Here is a 24,929-nt window from a genome sequence, read left to right on the forward strand (position 1 = left end):
CCCTGTTAAAACAGGGCATTAGCGAAAAATAAAGCCTGATTTACATCAGGCTTTTTAGTTATAAATTATTCAAACGCACATCAATCAAAGTTTGTTCTTGAGGGGTCGCATTCGCTTTCGCTTGCTCGTAAGCAGATTTTGCAGCTGGAATATCGCCTTTTGCAGTAAGAATATCGCCTGTTAGGATTTGCTTACGCAATTCCCACGCTTTATCTTGAATTTGAGCGAGGCTTGCAAGGGCTTCATCGTAAGATTTTAATTGGTAATCCACCTGTGCTAAACGGAAATGCACCACTGTTTGTAACGTGGAATCCGAGTGTGTTAAAGCCGATTGTAATGCAGCTCTTGCTACAGAAAAATCACCTTTTTCGACCGCTTGTTTTGCTGATTCTAACTGTGCAAATATCGCATAGCTTGAATCTTTATTATCTGCAATAAACTTCTCAACAAGCGGTTGATTTTTGCTTGGATTTTGCAAATAGCTTTCCATCACGCTTTGGTATGAAGCAGAGGTTCTTTGTGCCGTTTCAAGTTGATGATTTTTCCAGAAGTTCCAGCCTGCAGTTGCAGCACAAGCTAAAATAATCGCGACTAAAATCGGTGTGCCATTCTCTTTGAACCAGTTTTTGGCATCTTCAAACTGCTGTTCTTCGGTTTTATTTAAATATTCGTTGCTCATTTTCTCTCCTAAAATCGTTTATTAAGCTCAGCAATCATCTCTGATTGAGCAATAGTGATTTGCTCCGCACCTGAACGTAAGTCTTTAATCACAACTTGCTTTTCCGCCACTTCACTTTCGCCGATAACCAATGCGATCTTGGCTTCCACTTTATCAGCTCGTTTGAATTGTTTTTGGAATTTACCGCCTGAGCAGTGCGTCATTACACGCAGTTGCGGTAACTCGCTACGAATTTGCTCGGCAAGTTGGAACGCATTAACGGTTGCCCCTTCACCAGAGAATACCAAATAAACATCCACCGCTTTCGGTAAATCAATCTCTTTATTTACCTCTTGAACTAATAATACTAAACGCTCTAAGCCCATCGCAAAGCCTACGCCTTGAGTTGCGTGTCCGCCAAGTTGTTCAACTAAGCCATCATAACGACCACCGCCACAGACTGTGCCTTGCGAGCCTAATGCTGAAGTTACCCATTCAAATACAGTTTTATTGTAATAATCTAAACCACGTACCAATTTTGGGTTGATTTCATAAGTAATACCCATTGCATCAAGTAATGAACAGAGTTGTGAAAAATGCTCACGGCTGTCATCATCTAAATAATCAAGAAGTTTCGGTGCATCGTTTAGCACTTGTTGTAAGGCTTCGTTTTTAGTGTCTAAAATACGCAGCGGATTTTTTACCAAACGCTCTTTCTCTTCTTCACTCATTAAAGCGGTGTGATTTTGTAAAAAATTTACCAATGCAGAGCGGTAATTTGCACGAGCTTCTAACGAACCGATTGAGTTTAGTTGCAAAGAAACGTGCTGATCAATGCCTAATTCTTTCCACAAGCGAGCAGTTAAAATAATTAATTCTGCGTCAATTTCCGGATTAGGGATCCCAAATACTTCCACACCTGCTTGGTGGAATTGGCGGTAACGCCCTTTTTGTGGACGTTCGTGGCGAAACATTGGTCCCATATACCATAAACGCTGTTCATTATTGTAGATCCAACCACGTTCAATCGCAGCACGCACGCAACCTGCGGTACCTTCAGGACGGAGCGTTAATTGCTCATCATTATCCCAAAAGGTGTACATTTCTTTTGAAACCACATCGGTAACTTCGCCAATCGCACGAGCAAATAAAGGCGTACTTTCCACAATCGGCATACGTACTTCTGAATAGCCATAACTTGCCAGTACATCACGTACTTTTTCTTCAACCCATTGCCATAATGGAGATTCTGTTGGAGAGCAATCGTTCATTCCACGAATTGCTTGAATTGTTTTTGCCACTATCTTATTCCTATTTATTTACAATATCTATACGGTTATTTTGCTGTGCTACTCTAGCACGGATTTTAGCTTCTAATTGGTCGATTAATTTTGCATTATCAAAACGCTCTTTTTGACGAACACCATCTAAATAGAAGCCGCTCATTTTATTACTGCCGGTTACACCCAAATCGGAAATTAATGCCTCACCCGGTCCATTTACCACACAACCAATAATGGAAACATCCATCGGGGTAATAATATCTTCTAAACGCTGTTCTAGCTCATTTACCGTTGCAATCACATCAATTTCTTGGCGTGAGCAAGTTGGGCAAGCAATAAAATTAATACCGCGTGAGCGAATACGCAGTGATTTTAAAATATCAAAGCCGACTTTTATCTCCTCAACTGGATCAGCCGCCAGTGAAATGCGTAGCGTATCGCCAATCCCTTCTGCCAAAAGTAAGCCTAAACCTACCGCAGATTTAACCGAGCCAGCTCTTGCTCCGCCCGCTTCTGTGATCCCTAAATGAAGAGGTTGCTCAATTTGTTTTGCAAGAAGTCGATAAGATTCGACCGCTAGGAACACATCTGAGGCTTTCACACTTACTTTGAATTGATCGAAGTTGAGACGATCGAGATGATCAACGTGGCGTAATGCCGATTCTAATAACGCTTGCGGCGTGGGTTCACCATATTTTTCTTGTAGATCTCGTTCAAGTGAGCCTGCATTTACGCCGATACGAATTGGAATATTTTTATCTCTCGCACAATCCACTACCGCCCGAATACGCTCTTCATTACCGATGTTACCCGGATTAATACGTAAACAATCTACACCATATTCCGCTACTTTTAACGCAATACGGTAGTCAAAATGAATATCTGCCACTAATGGCACATTGACTTGCTGTTTGATTACTTTAAAGGCTTCTGCCGCATCCATTGTTGGCACAGAAACACGTACAATATCCGCCCCCACACGCTCTAAAGACTTAATTTGAGCGACAGTTGCTTCCACATCGGTAGTGCGGGTATTTGTCATCGATTGTACCGAAATTGGAGCATCGCCCCCGACAGGCACATTACCAACATAGATTTTTTTCGATACCCGACGTTTAATTGGAGATTGATGTATCATATTTTTAAATAGTCGTTAAAAGTTATAAAGCAGAAAACGCTCGTAAAATAAAAGTGCTAAGCAACTATTTTACGTGCGTTTTTATTCTTAAAAGATTATTGCAATGGCAAACGAATACGAGCGACGCGACCATCAATTTTTAACGGTACTTCCTGTCCTTTATAGTAAATTTTTACATTTGCCGGTGCACCGATGGTTAAACGATATTGCTCATTCTCATTAAAGGTTAATACTTCACCATTATTATAGAGCTTTTCAGCTAGGCGTTTATTTTTAGCATTTCTGACCGTAATCCAACTTTGTGAGCCTGTAATTTCAATACGTAACTCATCGTTGCCTGCCGTTGCCGGTTGCTCTGTCGTGGCTTCAGGTTCTGTTGTTGTCTGCTGGAGAACATTCGCTGGCTCAACAGTGGTTTCCGTTTCAGGTTTTGGCGGCTCAACAGTCTGCGTTGTTGTACTTTCCTGCTGGTTTGGCTCTACTGTTTGAGATGATGTAGGCTCTACAACTGTAGCCGTTTCAGGCTGTGGTTGAGCTTGGGGCCCTTGCACTTGAATTGGCTGTTGAACAGGCACAGAAACTTGATTTCCAGACTCAACAGATGCAACATTTGTTGTTTCAGCAACAGGGGCAGAATTAACAAGCTGTTCACGGTTTTCCTGCTCTTTCTGATAACCTTGCCACCACCATAAAAGCGTCATACCTAATGCCGCTAAAAGCACGAATATTGTTAAATATTTCAACGCTTTGCCCTGTGAATTAGACGACGGTTTTACAGGCGAAACTTTTGTAATCTCTTTTGGAATGATTACTTCGCCATAATTAACAGAAGAAACCAACGATTCCGGCAAACGTAAAAATTTCACATAATTACGCACATAACCACGTACAAAGGTTGGAGCAACATTTTTTAAAATAAAAATATCATTTTCAATTGACTCAATATGTGATTTTTTTAGATTTGTTTTTTGAGCAACATCTGCAATTGAAAGATTTAATGCCTCACGAGCAGCTCTTAATTGTTGCCCTAATGTGAGAGCTGAATTAGGCTGTTCCTGAATAGGATTCACTGATTCGGTCATACAACACTCTTGAAATAAAATAGTGGAAATAAAAATTCAAAAAATTATTCGAGAGTTTAAAGAGGTAATGCCCATTTTGCAATCTTAACGAGCAAAAATTTGAAAATTAAATGTGTAAGCGGTCATATTTACAAAATTTTTTGCAAATTTTGTTAAAAATACGACCGCTTGTATCTAAAAATAATTAAGAAGCTAACGAAGCTTTTGCAGCTGCAATCGCTTCTGCCACACGTTGTGGATTTACCCCACCTTTGGCACAACGTTTTTCTAAGCAAGATTCTAATGACAAAATCGGGTAAACATCATCATTAATTGTGTGATGGAATTGCTGGAACTCGCTAATGCTTAGTGCCTCAAGCGGCTCTTTTTTGCTGATTGCATACACGACCGCTTCGCCCACAATATGATGTGCTTCACGGAATGGTACGCCTTTCGCAACTAAATAATCGGCTAATTCTGTCGCATTCGCATAACCTTGCTGAGCCGCTTCACACGTACGTTCAGTATTTACTTGAATATCTACCAACACCAATTCTGCAATTTCTAAGCAAGCCTGCCACGTTTCTAACGCATCAAAAATACCCTCTTTATCTTCTTGCATATCTTTGTTATAAGCCAGCGGTAAACCTTTTAACGTGGTCAAAAGCCCTGTTAATGCCCCAAATACACGTCCTGATTTACCACGAATGAGCTCGCAAGCATCCGGGTTTTTCTTCTGTGGCATTAACGATGAACCAGAGGTTACGCGATCAGACATTTCAAGGAAACCCGATTCACCGCTGTTGAAAATAATTAGATCTTCCGCAAAGCGAGATAAATGCACCATACTAATTGAAGCCGTTGAAAGTAGTTCCAAAATATGATCGCGGTCCGACACGCTATCTAAACTATTACGCGTGGCTTCTTCAAAGCCTAAATCACGGGCAAGTAGATCACGATCAATGCCATAAGCCGTTCCTGCCAAAGCTCCCGAACCAAGCGGACAAGTGCTCATACGTTTATTGGCATCACTTAAACGGCTGAAATCACGCTCGAGCATTTCATAATATGCCATACACCAATGAGCAAAAGTAACAGGTTGAGCACGTTGTAAATGAGTGTAACCCGGCATTACTGAGCCTTGGTTTTCATCCGCGACAGATACCAAACGTTCTTGTAAAGCACGGATTCGCTCTTGTAAGGCGACTGCTTGCACTTTGCACCACATTTTAATATCCACTGCTACTTGGTCGTTACGGCTACGCCCTGTATGAAGTTTTTTGCCTAAATCGCCTACTTTTTCGATTAGTTTAGATTCTACCCAGCTATGAATATCTTCCGCATCATCTTTTAAAATAATGGCAAGGTTTGATTCTACTTCTGCTCGAACTTCGTTAAGTGCTGCGATTAATTGCTCTAATTCACTTTCAGTTAAGATACCCACCGAAGTAATCGCTTTCGCCCAGCCGATAGAACCTTCGATATCTTGGATTGCCAAGCGGTAGTCAAAACGTAGTGAGTCATTAAAATATTTAAATTTTGCATCTGCTTGTTGTGTGAAACGTCCACCCCAAAGAGCCATAGTGTATTCCTTGTATATTCTTTTTGTATTTAGCCAAAATGAAAAAGGCGTTTTACCGCCTTAATTTCCCTCTATTTTGCATAAATATGCAAAATATTTCAATATTTATTTACAACTATTTTAGTTGTTCTTCAATAATTCCACCACCTAAGCAAACTTCGCCTAAATAAAACACGGCAGATTGCCCAGGCGTTACCGCGATTTGTGGCTCATCAAATATCACTCGAATAGTTTCATCATCAATCACTTGAATTTCACACGGAATATCAGCCTGACGATAGCGAGTTTTCACTGTACAACGTAAATTTTCACGTAGTGGCTGCATATCTACCCAAGTGAGCTGCTTTGCAATTAAACCTGTTGAAAGTAGTGCTGAATTATCGTGCCCTTGAGCAACCACCAGAACATTATTAATTAGATCTTTTTCTACCACATAAAATGGATCTTCACTCAAACCTTTCACACCGCCAATACCTAAGCCTTTACGCTGACCAAGTGTGTGATACATCAAACCATCGTGGCGACCAACTACTTTACCATCAACAGTGCGAATTTCACCCGGCTGAGCAGGTAAGAAACGAGCCAAGAAATCTTTAAATTTACGTTCACCGATAAAGCAGATCCCCGTAGAATCCTTTTTCTTCGCCGTTGCCAATCCTAAATCTTCCGCAATCGCTCGCACAATCGGCTTTTCAATTTCGCCCACCGGGAACAAGCTTTGACCAACTTGCTTTTTATTGATGGCATATAAAAAATAGCTCTGATCTTTATTTTCATCTAAACCACGCAATAATTTTGCGTTTTGATCATCTCCACTACGGCGAACATAATGCCCTGTGGCAATATAGTTCGCCCCAAGATCTTCTGCCGCATATTCCAAAAAGGCTTTGAATTTGATCTCTTTATTACACAAAATATCGGGGTTTGGCGTACGTCCTGCTTTATACTCTGCAAGGAAATATTCAAACACATTATCCCAATATTCTGCCGCAAAATTAATTTTATGCAGTTTCATTCCGAGCTTATCGGCAACCGCTTGAGCGTCTGCCAAATCAGCAGCAGCAGTGCAGTAATCGGTGTCATCATCTTCTTCCCAGTTTTTCATAAACAAGCCTTCTACTTGATAGCCTTGTTGTTGAAGGATAAAAGCGGAAACGGAGGAGTCCACTCCACCTGACATTCCGATAATCACTTTTTTCTTGCTGTTTTCGGCAAGTTGCCCTGGGCTTAATTTAGAAAAATGGGTGTCGTAGGTTTTTGAGGTTAATTGAGTTGTCATAAATCTCCCGTAACTTCGGTTAAGGCGAAGCACTTGGTTGGTTAAAAAATCTAGGGCGAATAATAATTCGCCCCTACAAAATAACGGTTAATTCCCGAATTTCACAGGGGGAAATTACAATTTTCCCCTACGCAGGAATTGCAAAAATTTAGCTAAATTTAACCGCTTGAAATTACATATAGGCACATAACATATGCCCATAAAATCGCTATTAATTCCTAAAATCTGTAGGGGCAAATTGCAATTTGCCCCTACGGAGGAATTGAAGAGTTTTGCTATTTTACTTCGTAAAATTGAGGCTCTTTATTAAAGCGTGCCACTTCTTCAGGATCTGCCGTGCCGTCTGCAATTTTTGACTTTAAGTTATCGCACGGTTCTTCACAATCGCACATTTTTTTCATACCTAAAGCGGTAATACCACCACAACTGCCTTTAATAGTTTTGCCTTTTACAATAAAGCCAATCGACATTGCAAAAATCACGGCAACAAAAAATCCGAAAGTTAATAATACAGTTTCCATTTTCCACTCCAACTATTGTGATTGAGTTAGTTTTTTAAATTCGCTCGACATTTGTGTTTCAAACTTGTCGCCGCTTTTAACAATTAAAAATATCGCTAATTTTTCACGCTCTGCAAGGGCTAACGCTTTTTCTGCTCCCAAAACAAATAAACCTGTTGATAACCCGTCTGCCGTCATCGTTGTTGGGGCAAGGACGGTAATTGAAGCTAAGTTGTGGCTCACCGGGCTTAATTTTTGTGGGTCAATAATATGTGAAAGGCGGTTGCCATTTTCATCTTCAAAATAATTACGGTAATTGCCCGATGTTGCCATTCCTAAATTATGTAAAGGCACGGTAATTTGTACAGATTGTGCTTGCTCCATTATAGGCTGTTCAATCGCAATTCGCCAATCTAAACCTTGTAAATTTTTGCCTTTGCCACGCAACTCACCACCAATTTCAACTAAGTAGTTGCTCAAACCTATTTTTTCAAGATGTTCCGCCAATTTATCTACTCCAAAACCTTTCGCAATAGAGGATAAATCTAAATAAAGATTAGGCTCGCTCTTGGTAAGCATTGGCTTACTGTCTGTTTTTAGGCTAATTTTATTAATTCCCACATAACTAGAACGCTCTTTAATCTGTTCATCAGAAGGGACTTTATTTAAGCGTTTATCGGGTCCAAAACCCCATAAATTAACCAAAGGTCCAACAGTAACATCTAATGCCCCTTCTGTCATTTTGTTTAAGCGTACTGCTTCCGCCACTACTTTTGCAAAATCTTGCGAAATTTCGACCGCTTGATTAGCTTCTTTTAACTGATTGAAGCGGCTAATTTCAGAATCCTGCTGGTAAGTAGACATTTGGTTGTTCACTTCTACCAATAATCCGTCTAACTCACTCTTTATTTTTTCGGGATTAGCTAAGCTTTTAACCTCACCATTATCAATATACTTGACAGTGTAAGTCGTTCCCATCGTTTTACCTTGTAGGGTAATTTGCTCGGGAGCTTTTTCACAGGCGGTTAAAAATAGCGAAAAAATAGCAAAATACAGCACTTTTTTTAATTTCACAAGAACTCCGTTAGGGCATAACTTTTGCCCATTTTTATATCTAGGGTGAATATCATTTCATTTCCCTACAATTCATATCATTAAATTCCTTAAAGAGAAACTTGATGATATGAACTAAATCAAGCGGTGCATTTTGCAAAAAATTCTGCAAAACGCACCGCTTGTCATTATGTGGAAGTTAAGGATTAACCACCGAAGTCATCTAATAAGATGTTTTCGTCTTCAACACCTAAGCTCTTCAACATACCGATTACGGCAGCATTCATCACCGGTGGACCACACATATAGTATTCACAGTCTTCAGGTGCTTCGTGATTTTTGAGGTAATTTTCATAAAGCACATTGTGAATAAAGCCACGGTAGTAGTCTTCACGGTCGCCCGGTAATGGGTCAGAAAGTGCCACATACCATTTGAAGTTTTCGTTTTCTGCTTGAAGCATATCGAAATCTTCGGTATAGAACATTTCACGCTCTGAACGTGCACCGTACCAGAAGGTCATTTTGCGTTTTGATTTCAGACGTTTTAATTGGTCGAAAATGTGTGAACGCATTGGTGCCATACCTGCACCACCACCGATAAATACCATTTCATTGTCGGTATCTTTTGCGAAGAATTCACCGAATGGACCTGAAATCGTTACTTTATCACCCTCTTTTAATGACCAAATGTAAGATGACATTTGACCCGGCGGTACGTCTGGATTACGTGGTGGAGGCGTTGCGATACGCACGTTCAGCATAATAATGCCTTTTTCTTCTGGGTATGAAGCCATTGAGTAAGCACGGATAATATGCTCGTCCACTTTTGACACATAACGCCATAAGTTAAATTTATCCCAGTCTTCGTGGTACTCTTTTGGAATATCGAAGTCTTTATAATTAACTGTGTGTGGCTCTGCTTCAATTTGGATATAACCACCGGCACGGAATGGAACTTCTTCGCCTTCAGGAATTGCCAATTTAAGCTCTTTGATGAAAGTCGCTTTGTTGTCGTTAGAAATAACGGTACATTGCCATTTTTTCACGCCGAAGATTTCTTCAGGTAATTCAACATCCATTGAAGATTTTACGTTTACTTGGCACGCTAAACGCCAGCCTTCTTTCGCCTCTTTCTTCGAAATGTGTGATAACTCAGTTGGTAGAATTTCGCCACCGCCTGATTTCACTTGCACTTTACATTGACCACAAGAGCCACCGCCACCACAAGCTGAGGAAACGAAGATCCCTTTGCTCGCTAAAGCACCGAGTAATTTTCCGCCAGCCGGTAAGGTGATGCCTTTTTCCGGGTCGTTATTGATTGAAATGGTAATGTCGCCAGAATCCACTAATTTAGATTTAGCGAATAGGATAATCACCGCAAGCACTAGAACAAGAGCAGTAAATGCGATAATACCGAAAATAAAATTACTATCCACGATATGCTCCTTATAATTGAATGCCTGAGAATGACATAAAGCCTAACGCCATTAAGCCAACCGTAATAAAGGTGATACCTAAACCACGTAAGCCTGCCGGTACATCAGAATATTTCATTTTTTCGGTTAAACCTGCAAGAGCTACGATAGCTAACATCCAGCCTGTACCGGCACCAACACCATATACCACAGATTCTACGAAGTTATATTCGCGTTGTACCATAAATGATACACCACCGAAGATCGCACAGTTTACCGTGATAAGTGGTAAGAAGATACCTAATGCACTGTACAACGCAGGGAAGAACTTGTCTAAAATCATTTCAAGAATTTGAACAAGTGCCGCAATTACACCGATGAATGTGATGAAGTTTAAGAAGCTTAAATCTACCCCCTCAACTAATGCACCGTCTTTTAATACGTGGGTATAAACTAATTGGTTAGCCGGTACAGCAATACCTAACACCACGATTACCGCAATACCTAAGCCAAATGCGGTTGAAACTTTCTTAGACACCGCAAGGAATGTACACATACCAAGGAAGAAAGAAAGTGCCATATTCTCAATGAAAATGGACTTCACTAAAATGCTAAGATAATGTTCCATCTTATTTCTCCACTTGTTCCGGTTTCCACGTTCTAATACCCCAGATTACAAATCCGATGATAAAGAACGCACTTGGTGCTAATAAGAATAAACCATTTGCTTGATACCAACCGCCATTTTGCACAGTTTCAAGAATAGTGATACCGAAAATTTTACCTGAACCGATAAGTTCACGTAAGAAAGCAACGATAATTAACATTGCACCGTAGCCTAAGCCATTACCAATACCATCCACAAAACTTTCAACCGGACCTGATTTCATTGCGAATGCTTCTGCACGTCCCATTACGATACAGTTAGTAATAATCAAACCAACGAATACCGATAATTGTTTTGAAAGATCGTAAGCATAGGCACGTAAAATTTGGTCTACTAAGATTACAAGTGATGCAATAATTGCCATTTGTACAATGATACGAATACTATTTGGGATATAGTTACGGATCATTGAAATGAACATACTTGAGAATGCGGTTACTAAACTTACCGCAATCGCCATTACTACTGCCGTTTGTAATTGAGTAGTTACCGCAAGTGCAGAACAGATACCTAAGATCTGTAATGCAATTGGGTTGTTATCTGCGATAGGCGATAACAATAATTTTTTAAGATTGTTATTGTCTGCCATTAGTTAGCTCCCATTGCTGCTTTAAATTTTGCTAAATATGGACCAAAGCCGTTTTGACCAAACCAGTATTTGAATGAGCCATCAACACCGTTTGAGGTTAATGTCGCACCAGATAAACCATCCACACCGTGATCTTTATCTGCTGATGCCCCTTTACCTACTCTTAAAGCAACTTCATTATTCTCATTGAATAATTTTTTGCCTACAAAGTTCTTTTGCCAGTTTGGGTTAGCAATTTCGCCACCAAGACCCGCAGTTTCACCTTGTTCATAGTAAGTAATACCATTTACTGTGTTTGCATCTGGTTGAACCGCTACAAAACCGTACATAATTGACCACAAACCATTACCATGCATTGGTAATACAACTTGCGTTGTTTTACCTGCTTCATCTTTTACTAAGTAAACTTCAGCATATTTTGCACGCACTTTGATGTTTGCTTTATCATCAGCCGGATTAATTGCAACACTGTTTTCCGGATCTTTCGCTGCTGCACGAGCATCAAAGTTTTGAATACCTTCAACATAGTCGCCGGTTGCTAAATCAACGATTTTCGGCTCAATGAATTTGGCATAGGTTTCTTGCACGTTAGTTTTTTCTTGCATTAAACCGGCCGCTTGTAAGATATTTTTCTGTTTATCAAGCTGTTTCTGAATATCTTGCGTTGGTTTTAACAACACCGCAGCACCTGCTACGATAAGAGAACAGATCAAACTTAATAGAACTACAACGGTTAGTGTGCCACCAACGCTATCTTTATTAAATTTAGCCATTGTTTGCTACCCTCGCTAATCTGCGTTTGATATTGCCTTGAACCACTAAGTAGTCGAAGATCGGAGCAAATAAGTTAGCAAATAAGATCGCTAACATCATACCCTCTGGGTATGCCGGATTCACTACACGGATTAAAACGCACATAAAGCCAATCAAGATACCGTAAGCCCATTTACCTTTGTTGGTAAATGCAGCAGAAACAGGATCGGTTGCCATAAAGAACATACCTAATGCAAAACCACCTAAAACTAAGTGCCAGTGCCAAGGCATTGAGAATAATGGGTTTGTATCTGAGCCGATAACATTAAATAATGTTGCCGTTGCAGCCATACCAACCATTACACCTGCGATGATTCTCCACGATGCAATGCGAGCAAAGACAATAATTGCCGCACCGATGATCAACATTAGGGTAGAAGTTTCGCCGATTGAACCCGGGATATTACCTAAAAATGCATCCATCCAAGTGATCGTTTCGCCTGTTGCAACGTGTTTTAATGCACCTTGTCCACCTACTGCCCATTGAGAAAGTGCTGTTGCACCTGAGAAGCCATCTGCTGCAACCCATACAGCATCACCGGAAATTTGACCCGGGTATGCGAAGAATAGGAATGCACGACCAGCCAATGCAGGGTTCATAAAGTTTTTACCTACACCACCAAACACTTCTTTTGCTACAACAACACCGAAAGTCGTTGCAAGTGCAGCTTGCCAAAGCGGTAATGTTGGAGGAACGATAAGTGCAAGCAAGATAGATGTTACAAAGAAACCTTCGTTAATTTCGTGCTTACGCACCATTGCAAACACAACTTCCCAGAAACCACCGACTGCAAATACGGTCAAGTAGATTGGTAGGAAATAAGTTGCACCCAATAACATTTTGGTTCCCCAACCGGCATCTTGAACTGAGCCTAAACTATCAGCCAAGCTATAGTGCCAGTTGTTAGCAATTAAATCAGATAATGTACCCATTTTAAGTGCAGCTAAAATGCCTTGTGCACCCACATTATACATACCGTAGAACATCGCAGGGAATAACGCCAACCATACAATTAACATCATACGCTTAGAGTCAATCGCATCACGCACGTGGGCATCTTTGCGAGTTACTGTACCCGGCGTATAGAAAATGGTGTATGCCGCTTCAAAAAGCGTGTACCATTTTTCATACTTTCCACCTTTATGGAAAGCGGGTTCCATTTTTTCAAAAAGATTTTTCAAACCCATTTTTAACCATCCTTCTCGATCTTATCTAACGCTTGGCGTAATAATGGTCCCCAGTTGTTTTTCCCTGAGCACACAAAAGTACATAACGCTAAATCTTCTTCGTCTAACTCTAAACAGCCTAATGCTTGTGCAGAGTCAGTATCGCCTGCAGCCAAATCACGGAGTAATAAAGTTGGAATAATATCCAACGGCATTACACGCTCATAAGCACCTGTTGGCACCATTGCACGCTCACTACCGTGCACTGCGGTAGTGAAATTAAATAATTTCTTCGCAAAATGACCTAAGGTTGTACGAGTGATGGAGTATTTATCTGCATAAGGTGCGATCATACCAAAGAAAGCTTTCTCACGACCTTCTAACAACACAGAAACTTGTAACGCATAGCGACCTAAGTAATCGTGAACGCCTGTAGCCGTTGCACCGCTTAATACAGAACCTGAAATCACACGGTTTTCTCCTGCGTTTAATTCATTCGCAGTAAGCTGAGAAAGATTAGCACCTAAACGGGTACGGACTAAACGTGGATTTTTCACTTGCGGACCGGCTAAAGCAACCACACGATCGGTAAATAACTCACCGGTAGTGAATAATTTACCGATGGCAATCACATCTTGATAGTTTAAATACCAAACCTGTTTAGTTGCACCAACTGGATCAATAAAGTGAATATGCGTACCGGCAAGACCAGCCGGGTGCGGACCTTTGAAACGGTTGGTTTCCACATTTTGGATTTGACGGCTTTGTGCCGCATTTAAAATATTAGAATCAGCTGCACCACAAAGGTGAATTGTCTTTTTACCTTCAAATAAACGACTTAACACTGTTAAACCGTCAAAGAAAGCTTGCTGATGTTCTGCGATAATCACTTCAGGATTTGCCGCAAGTGGATTGGTATCCATTGCATTGACAAAAATAGATGAAGGATTTGCATCTAATGCAGGCACTTTGCTAAACGGACGAGTACGGAATGCTGTCCATAAGCCTGATTCTACTAAGTTTTGTTTGACTTGCTCTGAAGTTAATGAAGCTAATTGAGCAGCTTCATAACGAGCAAAGGTAATTTGCTCATCACCCTCAACTTTAATTACTACCGATTGAAGAACGCGTTTTTCGCCACGGTTGATTGCCGTAACGGTTCCGCTTGCAGGAGCAGTAAATAACACGCCCGGATTCTTTTTATCTTCAAAAAGAACTTGACCTTTCTTCACTACATCACCTTCACGCACCTTCATTGAAGGACGCATACCCACATATTCTTCACCAAGCATAGCAACTTCAGTAACGGTATTCCCGTTATGGATTACTTGCTCAGGTTGTCCCGCAATTGGGAGATCTAAGCCTTTTTTGATTGTAATCATATTGTTTGCACTACTTTTCTTTTGGGTTAAAAATATGATTGCGTATCACGCAATCGCTTCTATTGAGCCGCAGCTAATTTAAAAATAAACGAATTCCCCCACTTATTTTTAAACGCCACATTAAGTTCTCAAATCTGTTTTTGCCTTTGTCTAATTTTTGTAACAAAAGGTTAATAAAAAATAATCCTGCTATTTTACCTAAAAACCGCCCCTTATGGCTAGAAAAACCCCTCAATTTTTCTCTTTTCCCCTGCTAAAATTTGAAATAAATCAAGATTTCCACAGCACATTACCAAAAGATAACCCAAAATAGTTAAGCATCTTTCAGCACAAGCGGTTAATTTTTGTTAATAATTTGCAAAAATTTTTTTAGCTAGGCAATTATCAAATTCAGGCGTAAAATAGTTGATAGATTTTGTAAAATATTTTAATTACAGGACAAGATAAAATGGAAGAACAAACTATTCATATTTCAATTTCAGATGCGGCACAAGCCCACTTTACAAGACTCTTAGAGCAACAAGAAGAAGGCACAAATATCCGCATTTTTGTGGTAAATCCCGGTACGCCCGGTGCAGAATGTGGAGTATCTTACTGCCCACCAAATGCGGTAGAAGAAACCGATACTGAATTTACTTTTGACCAATTTTCCGCCTTTATTGATGATGTGAGTTTACCGTTCCTTGATGAAGCGGAAATTGATTATGTAACTGATCCAATGGGTTCACAGCTAACCCTCAAAGCTCCTAACGCTAAAATGCGTAAAGTAGCTGATGATGCCCCTTTCATTGAGCGTTTAGATTATGTTATTCAAACTCAGGTAAATCCCCAACTCGCCAGCCACGGTGGTAAAGTAACCTTAATTGAAGTAACCGAAGATAAATACGCTATTCTACAATTTGGTGGTGGCTGTAATGGTTGCTCAATGGTTGATGTAACTTTAAAAGAAGGGATTGAAAAGCAACTCTTAATGCAATTCCCTGATGAATTGGTTGGTGTAAAAGATATTACCGAGCATCAACACGGCGAACACTCTTACTACTAGAATGATAAAAAGGATAAATCAATTTGATTTATCCTTTTTAAATCTCGTCATTCACAAGCGGTTATTTTTTGCAAATTTTTTACAAAAGACGACCGCTTGTAAAATTCAATTAAGCCATACGGCTGTCTTGATAATCTTTAGCTGCTTTTACAAAACCGGCAAATAATGGGTGTCCATCACGCGGAGTTGAAGTAAATTCAGGGTGGAATTGTGCAGCCACAAACCAAGGATGATTTGGCACTTCAATAATTTCCACTAATTTACGATCCGCTGATAAGCCCGTTACTTTTAAGCCTGCCGCTTCGATTTGAGGTAATAAATTATTATTTACTTCATAACGGTGGCGATGACGCTCTTCAATCGTTTCTGCTCCGTACAATTCACGGGCTTTAGAACCCTCAATTAAGTGGCATTGTTGCGAACCTAAACGCATTGTGCCACCTAAATCTGACTTATCTGTTCGTGTTTCTACATTGCCATCGGCATCTTGCCACTCCGTAATTAAGCCGATAACAGGTTGTGAGCAATCTTTATCAAATTCTGAAGAATTTGCTTCAGTTAAACCAGCCACATTACGTGCATATTCAATTAAGGCAATCTGCATACCTAAACAGATACCTAAGTATGGAATCTTGTTCTCACGAGCATATTGTGCGGTGCGGATTTTGCCTTCCACCCCACGATAGCCAAAGCCACCCGGCACTAAAATACCGTCTAAGCCGGCAAGTAACTCTGTGCCTTTGGTTTCAATATCTTGCGAGTCGATGTATTTAATATTGACAGTTAAACGATGAGTTAAACCTGCGTGTTTTAATGCTTCATTGACTGATTTATAGGCATCCGGCAACTCAACATATTTACCTACCATACCGATGGTAACTTCGCCTGTTGGGTTTGCTTGGCGATATAACACTTGCTCCCACTCTGAAAGATCGGCTTCTTGACAATCTAAACGGAAACGCTCACATACAAATGAATCTAATCCCTGTGATTTCAATAATTCAGGAATACGGTAAATGGAATCTACGTCTTTTAGTGAAATTACCGCACGTTCCGGCACGTTACAGAATAATGCGATTTTTTTCTTCTCATTTTCAGGAATCGCTCGATCTGAACGGCAAATTAACACATCCGGCTGAATACCGATTGAAAGCAACTCTTTCACCGAGTGTTGGGTTGGCTTCGTTTTCACCTCGCCGGCGGTTGGAATATAAGGCACAAGCGTTAAGTGCATAAATAAGGTTTTCTCACGCCCAATATCCACTGCTAATTGGCGTAATGCTTCTAGGAATGGTAGTGATTCAATGTCGCCTACCGTACCGCCAACTTCAACAATGGCTACATCACGCCCTTTACCACCTTCAAGCACGCGTGCTTTAATTTCATTTGTGATGTGTGGAATAACTTGAATGGTTGCACCTAAATAGTCGCCACGACGCTCTTTACGCAACACTTCTGAATAGATTTTACCGCTCGTAAAGTTGTTCGCCTTGCTCATTTTTGAACGAATAAAACGCTCATAATGACCTAAGTCTAAATCGGTTTCCGCACCGTCTTCCGTTACAAACACTTCGCCGTGCTGAGTTGGACTCATTGTACCCGGATCAACGTTGATGTAAGGGTCGAGCTTCATAATGGTTACATTTAACCCACGAGCTTCAAGAATAGACGCAAGAGAGGCTGCCGCAATACCTTTACCTAAAGAAGATACAACACCGCCCGTTACGAAAATATAATTCGTTGTCATTGTTATTGCCTTTGCTGATTAGTTTGATTGGAAATTAAGAATACAAGTTTTCTTTTCATAAAAAGAAACTATTAGGACGGGATAGTAGTTTACATCAAATCAATTTTTTTTGCTAATCCAAAATCTGCAAGCGGTCGATTTTGCAAAAAATTTTACAAAATCAACCGCTTGTAAATTACATTTTACTTCACAAAACCATCGAAGGTTAGCTCGTAGTTATCACCATCTCGGCTGTAGGAAATATAACGTGGGAATTTCTCTCCGTCATATTTTTTAACCGTGATATCTTTTTTATCGCTGGTTCTAAACTTATAAGTGATTTCTTGATACGTTTTCCCACCCGATTTTACTTCTTTTTGTGATTTGCGTAGTTGCACATTTGGCGTTGGATAAAGTTTTTTACCGTTCGTAGTTTGGAAACTTGTTGGTAATTTATCGTAATAGCTCAGCTGGAATGCAGTAGTAAACAAATCATAAGTTGGCATTGTTAATGCTTCTTCTTTTAATGGCTCTTTTACTTTTCCATATTTTACTGTTTTAGAATCAATTTCTGCCATTGCATAAGTTTTACCGTTACGCGTATCTCGGTAACTTAACATATCAAACTGCCCGTTTTTTTCTGTTCCTTTTGCAGTAAATACAATATTGTACAAAGGTACGTTGATTTTAGCTTGAATATTATATTTTCCTCCGCCATTATTGAAGTTAATGTAGGCTGGCATTAAATAATTTGAGCTATATTTAATATTGTAGCTATCTGCGTAAGCAGTGGAAATTAACCCTGATGTTGCAATAATAACAGTGGTAAGTTTCTGCCAAATTTTCATCTACTTCTCCTCTAAAGATACACGTTCAAACAATCTTGAGATTGCATTGTTATCTCGCAATTGTTCTGCTTTCTCCACTTGCACTCGTGTTAAATGTGGCGAAAAATAATGAATAAAATCATACATATAATTACGAAGGAATGTCCCTCGTTTAAATGCGATTTGAGTCATACTTGGTTGGAATAAATGACTTGCATTGATTGCAACTAAATCTTTATCCGCCTCAGTATATGCCATTGATGCCATAATTCCGACCCCTAAACCTAAACGGACATAAGTTTTAATCACATCTGCATCGGTTGCGGTAAACACAATATTTGGCAAAATGCCTTCCTTATTGAAAGCGTGATCTAAATCTGATTGCCCCGTAAACCCAAAGGTATAGGTGATCAAATCATATTTACCTAGTTCTTCGACAGTTAAATTTTGACTTTGGTTCACAAAAGTTGCCAATGGGTGATCCGGTTTAACAATAACTGAACGATTCCACCAATAGCAAGGCAGCAATATTGCGTCTTCAAATAAGTATTGTGCTTCTGTAGTAATAGCTAAATCCACCTCGCCTGCCATTAACGCATCATAAATTTGATTAGGCGAACCTTGATGCAAATGCAAACTCACTTCCGGATAACGAGCTTTGAACTTTTCAATGACTTCAGGCAACATATAGCGAGCTTGAGTATTAGTGGTCGCAATTCTTAACACTCCTTTATTCGGGCGAGTTTGTTCCTCTGCTACAGATTTAATACTCTGAGCTTTAACCAATAACTCACGGGCAATTGCTACGATTTTCTCGCCCGCAGGTGTTAATCCTTTAACGTGCTTACCATTACGTTCAAAAATATTAATCCCCAGCTCACTTTCTAATAAGCGAACCTGCTTACTAATGCCCGGTTGAGAAGTGTAAAGCACTTCTGCGGCTTCAGTAATATTCAAATTCTGATTTACTATTTCCACAATGTAACGTAGCTGCTGTAGTTTCATCCCTGTGTTCCTTCTACAATCTCAATAATTTGATTAATCGTGTTAATTTCATAAGTTGGCTTGATATTCGTTTCATTTTTTAGATTGAGTGTATTGAGCCAACAAGTATCAATACCTGAATTATTCCCACCTAAAATATCAGAAGCGAGTGTATCGCCCACCATCAATACTTTAGTGCGGTCAAATTCGTCCATTAAAGCAAAAGCATAGTCAAATACTTGGCGATCAGGCTTAGCTGCTCCAATCTGCTCTGAAATCACTACAATATCAAAAAAATGCGAAGTTTGAGTATTATCTAAACGCTTTTGCTGTAATTCGGTAAAACCATTGGTGATAATGCCCATTTTTACTTTGCCGTACAAAGCGTTTAATGTCTCAATTACCCCGGCTAACGGCTGGCTAATCAACGCCATTTCCGCCATTAATTCTTGGTTTAATCTGAATGGTTCAACACCCGTTTGTTCCGATAATTTCGCAAAACGGCGTGTTTGAATATCTTGTGCCGTAATTTCATTATTCTGATAAGCAACCCAAAGTGGCTTATTAATGGCTTGGAAATCTTGATAATCTTGCTCGCTGAAATCAATTTGATAACGAGCTAACATTGCTTTCAAGCCAAAATAAGAATTAAATGAAAATAAAGTTTCATCAGCATCAAATAATACCCATTGGTATTTCATAATCTTCCTTTTATTACTACAAGCGGTGAAAATTTTCAAAAAATTTGCAAATATGGCAATTTATTCACATTCTGCCATTTTTTGTTGTATCCACTCTACAAAAAACTTCACTTTTGGCACTTGAGCCGATTGAAATGGATACACCACATAAAACGATTTCTCATCAAATAATGCTGTTGGGAAAGGTTCAATTAACGTACCCTTTTCAATTTCGTGTTGGGCTAGAACTTTATTCGCAATCGCTACACCTTGCTGGTGCATAGCTGCTTGCAATACCATAAACGTATGACTAAAAATAGAACCTGTTTCTGCATCAACTTTATCTGCTATATTGAGATGCTCTACCATTCTTTTCCATTTGTTATGAGTAGAAGAGTGTAACAAATGCTTATCAACTAAATCTTTTGCCGACTGAATGCGATTTTTCGATAAATACTCTGGCGAGGCTAAAATCACAATGCGAGATTCCGTTAAACGGATAGATTCCAAGTCCTGCCAATCGCCTTTACCGTAATAAATGGCTACATCGGTTTCTTTACCAAGTAATCCCTCATCTTGATCCACACCTTTAATACGCACTTCAATGTCTGGGTATTTATCGTGAAAATCAGCTAAACGTGGTACTAGCCAGTGCATACCAAAGGTTTGTGGCACACTGATAGTCAGAATTTGGCGACAGCTCTGCTGACGAACTTTATCAGTTGCTAATGCAATTTGTTCCAATAAAGGTTGTACCTCATAGAAATATTGTGCCCCTAACTCCGTTAATTCTAATAAACGGTTACGACGATGAAATAACGAAGCCCCTAAAAAGTCTTCTAATAACTTAATTTGATGACTAACAGCGGCTTGAGTTACAAAGAGATCTTCTGCCGCTTTGGTAAAATTCAAATGGCGGGCAGCAGATTCAAATGCTTTTAATGCATTGAGCGGTGGAAGTTTTCTGTTCATAGTATTTCAAATATAATTAACTGCTAAAATAAAGCAATTCCATTATTTTTTCTGATGGTTAAAATAAAAAAAATTCGCTTGATGACTGAAAGTAGAAACAATAAAATATTCTCCATACTTAATGGATAGTCGTAGAATTTATTCTATTCCTAAATTTTAAGTATGATGTTGTGTTTGCATATTGGTCTAGGAAACTAGACTGGAGTAACGAAAGTTACTCGTTTCACTTCCTGTATATTTTGAACCGTATTGGTTTATAACCGCCCACTTTGGGCGGTTTTTTCTATCTAAAGGTAAATATAAAAGATTGGTTGCCATTCTATATTATTCGTTATATTTATTCTAGCTTTTATACTCTTTTATTCTTTCACTTTCATCTGTTATAAACATAGGTTTTATAGTATTCTAACACCATAACTATTTTTTAATAGCAGAGTATCCTTTTGAGTAAACCAAAACTAACCCACAATCAACAACGTAGAATTAAGTCTAATCATCATAAACGTATCAATAAAAAAGAGATTGAATGGCAAGATGATATGCTGGGCGAAATGCAACAAGGCATTGTAGTAACTCGCCACGTTAAACACGCTGATGTCGAAACTGAAGCAGGTGAAATTTTCCGTTGTAATATCCGCCGTACATTAAAAAATGTAGTGGTGGGTGATCGTGTTTCTTGGCGTAAAGGCAGTGAACAGCTACAGGGCATCAGTGGCGTAATTGAAGCTGTATTCCCTCGTAAAAATGAGCTTACCCGCCCCGATTATTATGATGGTATTAAAGTAATGGCATCAAATATTGATCAAATCATCATCGTGTCAGCAGTTGTGCCTACGCTTTCACTCAATATTATTGATCGCTATTTAGTCATTTGCGAAACTGCCAATATCCCGGCTCTTATCGTGCTGAACAAAATTGATTTACTTGATGAAACAGAACGAAAAGCCGTTCAAGAACAATTAAAAATTTACGAAGATATTGGCTATGAAACACTTTGCCTATCCGCCGATACCGGCGAGAATATACACGCTTTGCATCAATATCTTGCAAAAGGAACATCCATTTTCGTTGGTCAATCAGGTGTAGGAAAATCGAGCCTTATTAACCAGCTTATGCCGGAAGTCAATGCACTCACAGGATCTGTAAGTGATAATTCAGGATTGGGGCAACATACTACTACCGCTTCACGTTTATACCATTTACCACAAGGCGGTCAATTAATTGACTCGCCGGGTATTCGTGAATTTGGATTATGGCATTTAGAGCCGGAACAAATTACGCTTGGCTATCGTGAATTTCAATCAGTGCTAGGTACTTGCAAATTCCGTGATTGCAAACATAAAAACGACCCGGGCTGTGAATTAAAACAAGCGGTCGAAAATGGTAAAATTTCTGCAATTCGGTTTGAAAATTACCACCGCTTAATTGAAAGCCTGTCTGAAACCAAAAGCCAACGCCATTTTAGAAAAGAAGAAGTATAATAATGAGTGAGTTTATCTATCCAAACGCCCAATTGATTGCAGGCGTTGATGAAGTCGGGCGAGGTCCATTAGTTGGAGCAGTTGTAACCGCAGCAGTGATTTTAGATCCTAATAATCCGATTGAAGGGTTAATGGATTCTAAAAAACTATCGGAAAAGAAACGCTTAGTATTGGCAGAAGAAATTAAAGCAAAAGCCCTGAGCTGGTCGCTTGGTCGAGCTGAACCGGCTGAAATTGATGAATTAAATATTCTTCACGCCACTATGTTAGCGATGCAACGTGCTGTGGAAGGTCTACATATTCAGCCCGATTTCATCTTAGTTGATGGCAATCGCCCACCACAATTCTCCGTGCCGACACAAGCAGTAGTTAAAGGTGATAGCTTAGTAGCTGAAATCAGTGCCGCATCGATTATTGCCAAAGTAGCTCGTGATCAAGAAATGGAGGAATTAGATAAACAATTTCCGCAATACGGTTTTGCCAAACACAAAGGCTATCCGACTAAGTTACATTTTGAAAAGTTAATTGAATTTGGGGCAACACCTTATCATCGCAAAAGTTTTGCCCCAGTGAAAAAAGTATTAGGCTTAATTGACTAGAAGGAACATTTTATGACTACAGAATACCAAGAAACGATTTTTACCAAAATCATCAACAAAGAAATTCCTGCCAATATTGTCTATCAAGACGAGCTTGTTACGGCATTTCGTGATATTTCTCCACAAGCCCCTACGCATATTCTGATTATTCCGAATAAATTTATTCCAACCGTTAATCACGTTACTGCTGAAGATGAGTTAGCATTAGGGCGTTTATTTACCGTTGCAGCCAAAATTGCTAAAGAAGAAGGTATTGCCGAAGATGGCTATCGTTTAATTATGAATTGTAATAAAAACGCAGGGCAAGAAGTGTTCCACATTCATATGCACTTACTTGGTGGAGAGAAATTAGGTCCATTAGTGGCGAAGTAACATTATGCGTTTATCCTATTTTACTTTTGCAATTTTTTCACTCTTTTTAACCGCTTGTGCAAGCAAGCCGGTAAGCTATTTACCAACAGGTTCAAAGCCTATTGTTAATATTGAGGAAAATATTGCACAAAAAGTGGAACTCAATACCAATGGCAAAACCTTTAGTGCCACTAACTTAACAGATTTTCCGCTCAATATGATTTACAAGCTATTTTGGTACGATAAAGATGGTGTAACCCAATCACCAAATGGTATTTCAGAAAGTTCAGGCTGGCAACCATTATGGCTACAGCCAAAGCAAAAACAGACCGTGGCATTAATTAAACCTACTGAAGAAAGCCATAATTACCGGCTTTATTTGCGAGGTGCAAGATAGTAAAAAAGCAGAGTGAAAACTCTGCTTTTTTATCTCTACGACTTCAAAAACGGATTACTCTGTTTTTCTCGCCCAATAGTGGTATGTGAGCCGTGCCCCGGCACAATGATGAAATCATCATCTAAATCAAACATTTTAGTACGAATAGTTTCTAAAAGCTGATCATAACTCCCCATATACAAATCAGTTCTTCCAATGCTGTCTTGGAATAAAACATCACCACTAAAAGCGATTTTATTCTCAAAATCAAAGAAACCAATATGTCCCGGTGCGTGTCCCGGCAAGTGGCGAATATGGTATTTTAACTCACCTACCTCAACCACATCGCCTTCTTCTAGCCAGTGATCCGGATAAAATCCTTCTACCGCTGGTAAGCCAAATTGTTGGCACATTTCAGGTAAATGTTCAAATAACGGTTTATCTGCTATCTGAGAACCAAACACTTCAACGTTAAAATGATCTCTAACAGCTTTAACAGCCATAATATGATCTAAATGTGCGTGAGTAATCAGCAATTTTTGCACGTTTAAATTTTGAGATTCTACAAATTGAATGATACGGTCTGCATCATCACCGGCATCAATAATAGCTGCATTTTTATTGTTATCCCATATCACAGTACAATTTTGCTGGAATGGGCTAACAGGAATAATTTGCAAATTAAACATAAAATATGACCGCTTGTTAGCCTCTCCAAGTACGAACAGGACCGGTATCAACGTGAACAAAATTACTACGAGGATAGTAACCAACCCCTCCATTTTTCAAACTTTCTGCTGCTTGCCTTACTTTATTTAAAGGCACTCCTGAAACTTGAAAATCTACTGCTTGACCAAGAATATGATAGCTATGATGTGCTACACCACGACTTCTACGACGCATTCTTGCATTAGTTTGTGCCGAGCGATAACCACTTAATACTAGAATTTCTGCATTATGGAAACCTAAACGACGCTGTAATTGGTTAAGTTTAACGAATAATTTTGGATCAATCGCTTTAACTTGATTGATATGACGATCTCGCATCAAATAATTTAATTGACCGAGATCTTTTTTATTTAAACCACCTGCACCAAATTTCGCTGTGTAGGTATCACCTGTATTAATATTACGAAAACGTAATGCAGCAGGGGCAGGGGTAGAAAGAGCTGCCATTACTTGACCCGGCAGAAGGCTAGCCCCTAAAACAAGTCCGCCGAGTGATAACCACTTACGGCGTTGAACATCAATTTGTTTCATTTTTTCCTCATAGGTTAGCTAATAATTTAGAGAAAATCGCT

26 protein-coding genes are annotated in these 24,929 nt (G+C 39.5%); 5 read left to right on the forward strand and 21 right to left on the reverse strand.

Annotated features, from left to right (window positions below; genetic code table 11):
• Positions 1–58 precede the first annotated feature (58 nt).
• From X781_RS09070 to X781_RS09135, 14 genes are all read right to left on the reverse strand, one after another.
• On the reverse strand, positions 59–679 hold the full coding sequence (locus X781_RS09070) for a YfgM family protein (protein ID WP_025236565.1): 621 nt from the start codon (positions 677–679) through the stop codon (positions 59–61).
• An 8-nt stretch (positions 680–687) separates the two neighbouring features.
• Positions 688–1,959 carry a histidine--tRNA ligase gene (gene hisS / locus X781_RS09075; protein WP_025236566.1) on the reverse strand — a complete coding sequence of 424 codons (1,272 nt, stop codon included), beginning with the start codon at positions 1,957–1,959 and terminating at the stop codon, positions 688–690.
• A gap of 10 nt (positions 1,960–1,969) precedes the next feature.
• Complete coding sequence (ispG, locus tag X781_RS09080) at positions 1,970–3,079, reverse strand: flavodoxin-dependent (E)-4-hydroxy-3-methylbut-2-enyl-diphosphate synthase (RefSeq protein ID WP_025236567.1); 1,110 nt, start codon at positions 3,077–3,079, stop codon at positions 1,970–1,972.
• A gap of 95 nt (positions 3,080–3,174) precedes the next feature.
• Positions 3,175–4,161, reverse strand: a complete 987-nt coding sequence (locus X781_RS09085) for a RodZ domain-containing protein (RefSeq protein WP_025236568.1) — start codon at positions 4,159–4,161, stop codon at positions 3,175–3,177.
• A 184-nt stretch (positions 4,162–4,345) separates the two neighbouring features.
• Positions 4,346–5,722, reverse strand: coding sequence for an argininosuccinate lyase (gene argH / locus X781_RS09090; protein ID WP_025236569.1), 1,377 nt, complete (start codon positions 5,720–5,722; stop codon positions 4,346–4,348).
• 115 nt (positions 5,723–5,837) lie between these two features.
• A complete protein-coding gene (mnmA, locus tag X781_RS09095) occupies positions 5,838–7,001 on the reverse strand; it encodes a tRNA 2-thiouridine(34) synthase MnmA (RefSeq protein ID WP_025236570.1) in 1,164 nt (387 codons plus the stop codon).
• Positions 7,002–7,276: 275 nt separating this feature from the next.
• On the reverse strand, positions 7,277–7,522 hold the full coding sequence (gene nqrM / locus X781_RS09100; protein WP_006250397.1) for a (Na+)-NQR maturation NqrM: 246 nt from the start codon (positions 7,520–7,522) through the stop codon (positions 7,277–7,279).
• 12 nt (positions 7,523–7,534) lie between these two features.
• Positions 7,535–8,575, reverse strand: coding sequence for an FAD:protein FMN transferase (locus tag X781_RS09105; protein ID WP_025236571.1), 1,041 nt, complete (start codon positions 8,573–8,575; stop codon positions 7,535–7,537).
• Positions 8,576–8,760: 185 nt separating this feature from the next.
• Positions 8,761–9,990: an NADH:ubiquinone reductase (Na(+)-transporting) subunit F gene (gene nqrF / locus X781_RS09110; protein WP_025236572.1), complete on the reverse strand. Its 1,230-nt coding sequence runs from the start codon at positions 9,988–9,990 to the stop codon at positions 8,761–8,763.
• Positions 9,991–10,000: 10 nt separating this feature from the next.
• A complete protein-coding gene (gene nqrE, locus X781_RS09115) occupies positions 10,001–10,597 on the reverse strand; it encodes an NADH:ubiquinone reductase (Na(+)-transporting) subunit E (protein ID WP_025236573.1) in 597 nt (198 codons plus the stop codon).
• Position 10,598: 1 nt separating this feature from the next.
• Positions 10,599–11,225, reverse strand: coding sequence for an NADH:ubiquinone reductase (Na(+)-transporting) subunit D (locus X781_RS09120; protein WP_025236574.1), 627 nt, complete (start codon positions 11,223–11,225; stop codon positions 10,599–10,601).
• Positions 11,225–11,998, reverse strand: a complete 774-nt coding sequence (locus X781_RS09125; protein ID WP_025236575.1) for a Na(+)-translocating NADH-quinone reductase subunit C — start codon at positions 11,996–11,998, stop codon at positions 11,225–11,227. Before X781_RS09125 ends, X781_RS09120 begins: the two co-directional genes overlap by 1 nt.
• A complete protein-coding gene (locus X781_RS09130) occupies positions 11,991–13,226 on the reverse strand; it encodes an NADH:ubiquinone reductase (Na(+)-transporting) subunit B (RefSeq protein WP_025236576.1) in 1,236 nt (411 codons plus the stop codon). Before X781_RS09130 ends, X781_RS09125 begins: the two co-directional genes overlap by 8 nt.
• 2 nt (positions 13,227–13,228) lie before the next feature.
• Positions 13,229–14,587 carry a Na(+)-translocating NADH-quinone reductase subunit A gene (locus tag X781_RS09135; protein ID WP_025236577.1) on the reverse strand — a complete coding sequence of 453 codons (1,359 nt, stop codon included), beginning with the start codon at positions 14,585–14,587 and terminating at the stop codon, positions 13,229–13,231.
• A 448-nt stretch (positions 14,588–15,035) separates the two neighbouring features.
• Here X781_RS09135 and nfuA point away from each other — a divergent pair, with 448 nt between their 5' ends.
• Positions 15,036–15,632, forward strand: a complete 597-nt coding sequence (gene nfuA, locus X781_RS09140) for a Fe-S biogenesis protein NfuA (RefSeq protein ID WP_025236578.1) — start codon at positions 15,036–15,038, stop codon at positions 15,630–15,632.
• 109 nt (positions 15,633–15,741) lie between these two features.
• On the opposite strand, the gene pyrG is transcribed toward nfuA, so the two are convergent.
• From pyrG to X781_RS09165, 5 genes are all read right to left on the reverse strand, one after another.
• Positions 15,742–17,379: a glutamine hydrolyzing CTP synthase gene (gene pyrG / locus X781_RS09145; protein ID WP_025236579.1), complete on the reverse strand. Its 1,638-nt coding sequence runs from the start codon at positions 17,377–17,379 to the stop codon at positions 15,742–15,744.
• A gap of 182 nt (positions 17,380–17,561) precedes the next feature.
• Positions 17,562–18,206, reverse strand: coding sequence for a hypothetical protein (locus tag X781_RS09150; protein ID WP_025236580.1), 645 nt, complete (start codon positions 18,204–18,206; stop codon positions 17,562–17,564).
• On the reverse strand, positions 18,207–19,190 hold the full coding sequence (gene cysB, locus X781_RS09155; protein ID WP_025236581.1) for an HTH-type transcriptional regulator CysB: 984 nt from the start codon (positions 19,188–19,190) through the stop codon (positions 18,207–18,209).
• Positions 19,187–19,870 (reverse strand): pyrimidine 5'-nucleotidase, encoded by a 684-nt coding sequence (gene yjjG, locus X781_RS09160; protein ID WP_025236582.1) that lies wholly within the window; start codon positions 19,868–19,870, stop codon positions 19,187–19,189. Before yjjG ends, cysB begins: the two co-directional genes overlap by 4 nt.
• Before the next feature lie 60 nt (positions 19,871–19,930).
• On the reverse strand, positions 19,931–20,821 hold the full coding sequence (locus X781_RS09165; RefSeq protein WP_025236583.1) for a transcriptional regulator GcvA: 891 nt from the start codon (positions 20,819–20,821) through the stop codon (positions 19,931–19,933).
• A 443-nt stretch (positions 20,822–21,264) separates the two neighbouring features.
• Between X781_RS09165 and rsgA the strand changes: the two genes are divergently transcribed.
• Genes rsgA through X781_RS09185 form a run of 4 tightly spaced genes read left to right on the forward strand, consistent with a single transcriptional unit; the run spans position 21,265 to position 23,649 of the window.
• Complete coding sequence (gene rsgA / locus X781_RS09170) at positions 21,265–22,302, forward strand: small ribosomal subunit biogenesis GTPase RsgA (protein ID WP_025236584.1); 1,038 nt, start codon at positions 21,265–21,267, stop codon at positions 22,300–22,302.
• Positions 22,302–22,901 (forward strand): ribonuclease HII, encoded by a 600-nt coding sequence (rnhB, locus tag X781_RS09175; protein WP_200865334.1) that lies wholly within the window; start codon positions 22,302–22,304, stop codon positions 22,899–22,901. The genes rsgA and rnhB overlap by 1 nt, the downstream gene beginning before the upstream one ends.
• Positions 22,902–22,913: 12 nt before the next feature.
• Positions 22,914–23,273, forward strand: a complete 360-nt coding sequence (gene hinT, locus X781_RS09180; RefSeq protein WP_025236586.1) for a purine nucleoside phosphoramidase — start codon at positions 22,914–22,916, stop codon at positions 23,271–23,273.
• Positions 23,274–23,277: 4 nt separating this feature from the next.
• A complete protein-coding gene (locus X781_RS09185) occupies positions 23,278–23,649 on the forward strand; it encodes a YcfL family protein (RefSeq protein ID WP_025236587.1) in 372 nt (123 codons plus the stop codon).
• 35 nt (positions 23,650–23,684) lie between these two features.
• Here the strand turns inward: X781_RS09185 and X781_RS09190 are convergent, their stop codons facing one another.
• Both X781_RS09190 and X781_RS09195 read right to left on the reverse strand, forming a co-directional pair.
• Positions 23,685–24,317 (reverse strand): MBL fold metallo-hydrolase, encoded by a 633-nt coding sequence (locus X781_RS09190; protein ID WP_025236588.1) that lies wholly within the window; start codon positions 24,315–24,317, stop codon positions 23,685–23,687.
• Between the two features lie 16 nt (positions 24,318–24,333).
• Positions 24,334–24,888: a YcbK family protein gene (locus X781_RS09195; RefSeq protein ID WP_025236589.1), complete on the reverse strand. Its 555-nt coding sequence runs from the start codon at positions 24,886–24,888 to the stop codon at positions 24,334–24,336.
• Positions 24,889–24,929 lie beyond the last annotated feature (41 nt).

Origin of the sequence: Mannheimia sp. USDA-ARS-USMARC-1261 (assembly GCF_000521605.1) — a bacterium.
Classification (GTDB): Bacteria; Pseudomonadota; Gammaproteobacteria; order Enterobacterales; family Pasteurellaceae; genus Mannheimia; species Mannheimia indoligenes.

What these genes read in the sequence shown, in the direction of transcription:
- X781_RS09165 (WP_025236583.1), bottom strand. Translation starts at nt 20,821, where the DNA reads ATGAACAGAAAACTTCCACCGCTCAATGCATTAAAAGCATTTGAATCT.
- X781_RS09125 (WP_025236575.1), bottom strand. Translation starts at nt 11,998, where the DNA reads ATGGCTAAATTTAATAAAGATAGCGTTGGTGGCACACTAACCGTTGTA.
- nqrM (WP_006250397.1), bottom strand. Translation starts at nt 7,522, where the DNA reads ATGGAAACTGTATTATTAACTTTCGGATTTTTTGTTGCCGTGATTTTT.
- yjjG (WP_025236582.1), bottom strand. Translation starts at nt 19,870, where the DNA reads ATGAAATACCAATGGGTATTATTTGATGCTGATGAAACTTTATTTTCA.
- X781_RS09135 (WP_025236577.1), bottom strand. Translation starts at nt 14,587, where the DNA reads ATGATTACAATCAAAAAAGGCTTAGATCTCCCAATTGCGGGACAACCT.
- X781_RS09150 (WP_025236580.1), bottom strand. Translation starts at nt 18,206, where the DNA reads ATGAAAATTTGGCAGAAACTTACCACTGTTATTATTGCAACATCAGGG.
- cysB (WP_025236581.1), bottom strand. Translation starts at nt 19,190, where the DNA reads ATGAAACTACAGCAGCTACGTTACATTGTGGAAATAGTAAATCAGAAT.
- nqrE (WP_025236573.1), bottom strand. Translation starts at nt 10,597, where the DNA reads ATGGAACATTATCTTAGCATTTTAGTGAAGTCCATTTTCATTGAGAAT.
- argH (WP_025236569.1), bottom strand. Translation starts at nt 5,722, where the DNA reads ATGGCTCTTTGGGGTGGACGTTTCACACAACAAGCAGATGCAAAATTT.
- pyrG (WP_025236579.1), bottom strand. Translation starts at nt 17,379, where the DNA reads ATGACAACGAATTATATTTTCGTAACGGGCGGTGTTGTATCTTCTTTA.
- nfuA (WP_025236578.1), top strand. Translation starts at nt 15,036, where the DNA reads ATGGAAGAACAAACTATTCATATTTCAATTTCAGATGCGGCACAAGCC.
- X781_RS09085 (WP_025236568.1), bottom strand. Translation starts at nt 4,161, where the DNA reads ATGACCGAATCAGTGAATCCTATTCAGGAACAGCCTAATTCAGCTCTC.
- X781_RS09185 (WP_025236587.1), top strand. Translation starts at nt 23,278, where the DNA reads ATGCGTTTATCCTATTTTACTTTTGCAATTTTTTCACTCTTTTTAACC.
- X781_RS09195 (WP_025236589.1), bottom strand. Translation starts at nt 24,888, where the DNA reads ATGAAACAAATTGATGTTCAACGCCGTAAGTGGTTATCACTCGGCGGA.
- X781_RS09120 (WP_025236574.1), bottom strand. Translation starts at nt 11,225, where the DNA reads ATGGCAGACAATAACAATCTTAAAAAATTATTGTTATCGCCTATCGCA.
- X781_RS09130 (WP_025236576.1), bottom strand. Translation starts at nt 13,226, where the DNA reads ATGGGTTTGAAAAATCTTTTTGAAAAAATGGAACCCGCTTTCCATAAA.
- X781_RS09070 (WP_025236565.1), bottom strand. Translation starts at nt 679, where the DNA reads ATGAGCAACGAATATTTAAATAAAACCGAAGAACAGCAGTTTGAAGAT.
- hinT (WP_025236586.1), top strand. Translation starts at nt 22,914, where the DNA reads ATGACTACAGAATACCAAGAAACGATTTTTACCAAAATCATCAACAAA.
- mnmA (WP_025236570.1), bottom strand. Translation starts at nt 7,001, where the DNA reads ATGACAACTCAATTAACCTCAAAAACCTACGACACCCATTTTTCTAAA.
- ispG (WP_025236567.1), bottom strand. Translation starts at nt 3,079, where the DNA reads ATGATACATCAATCTCCAATTAAACGTCGGGTATCGAAAAAAATCTAT.
- X781_RS09190 (WP_025236588.1), bottom strand. Translation starts at nt 24,317, where the DNA reads ATGTTTAATTTGCAAATTATTCCTGTTAGCCCATTCCAGCAAAATTGT.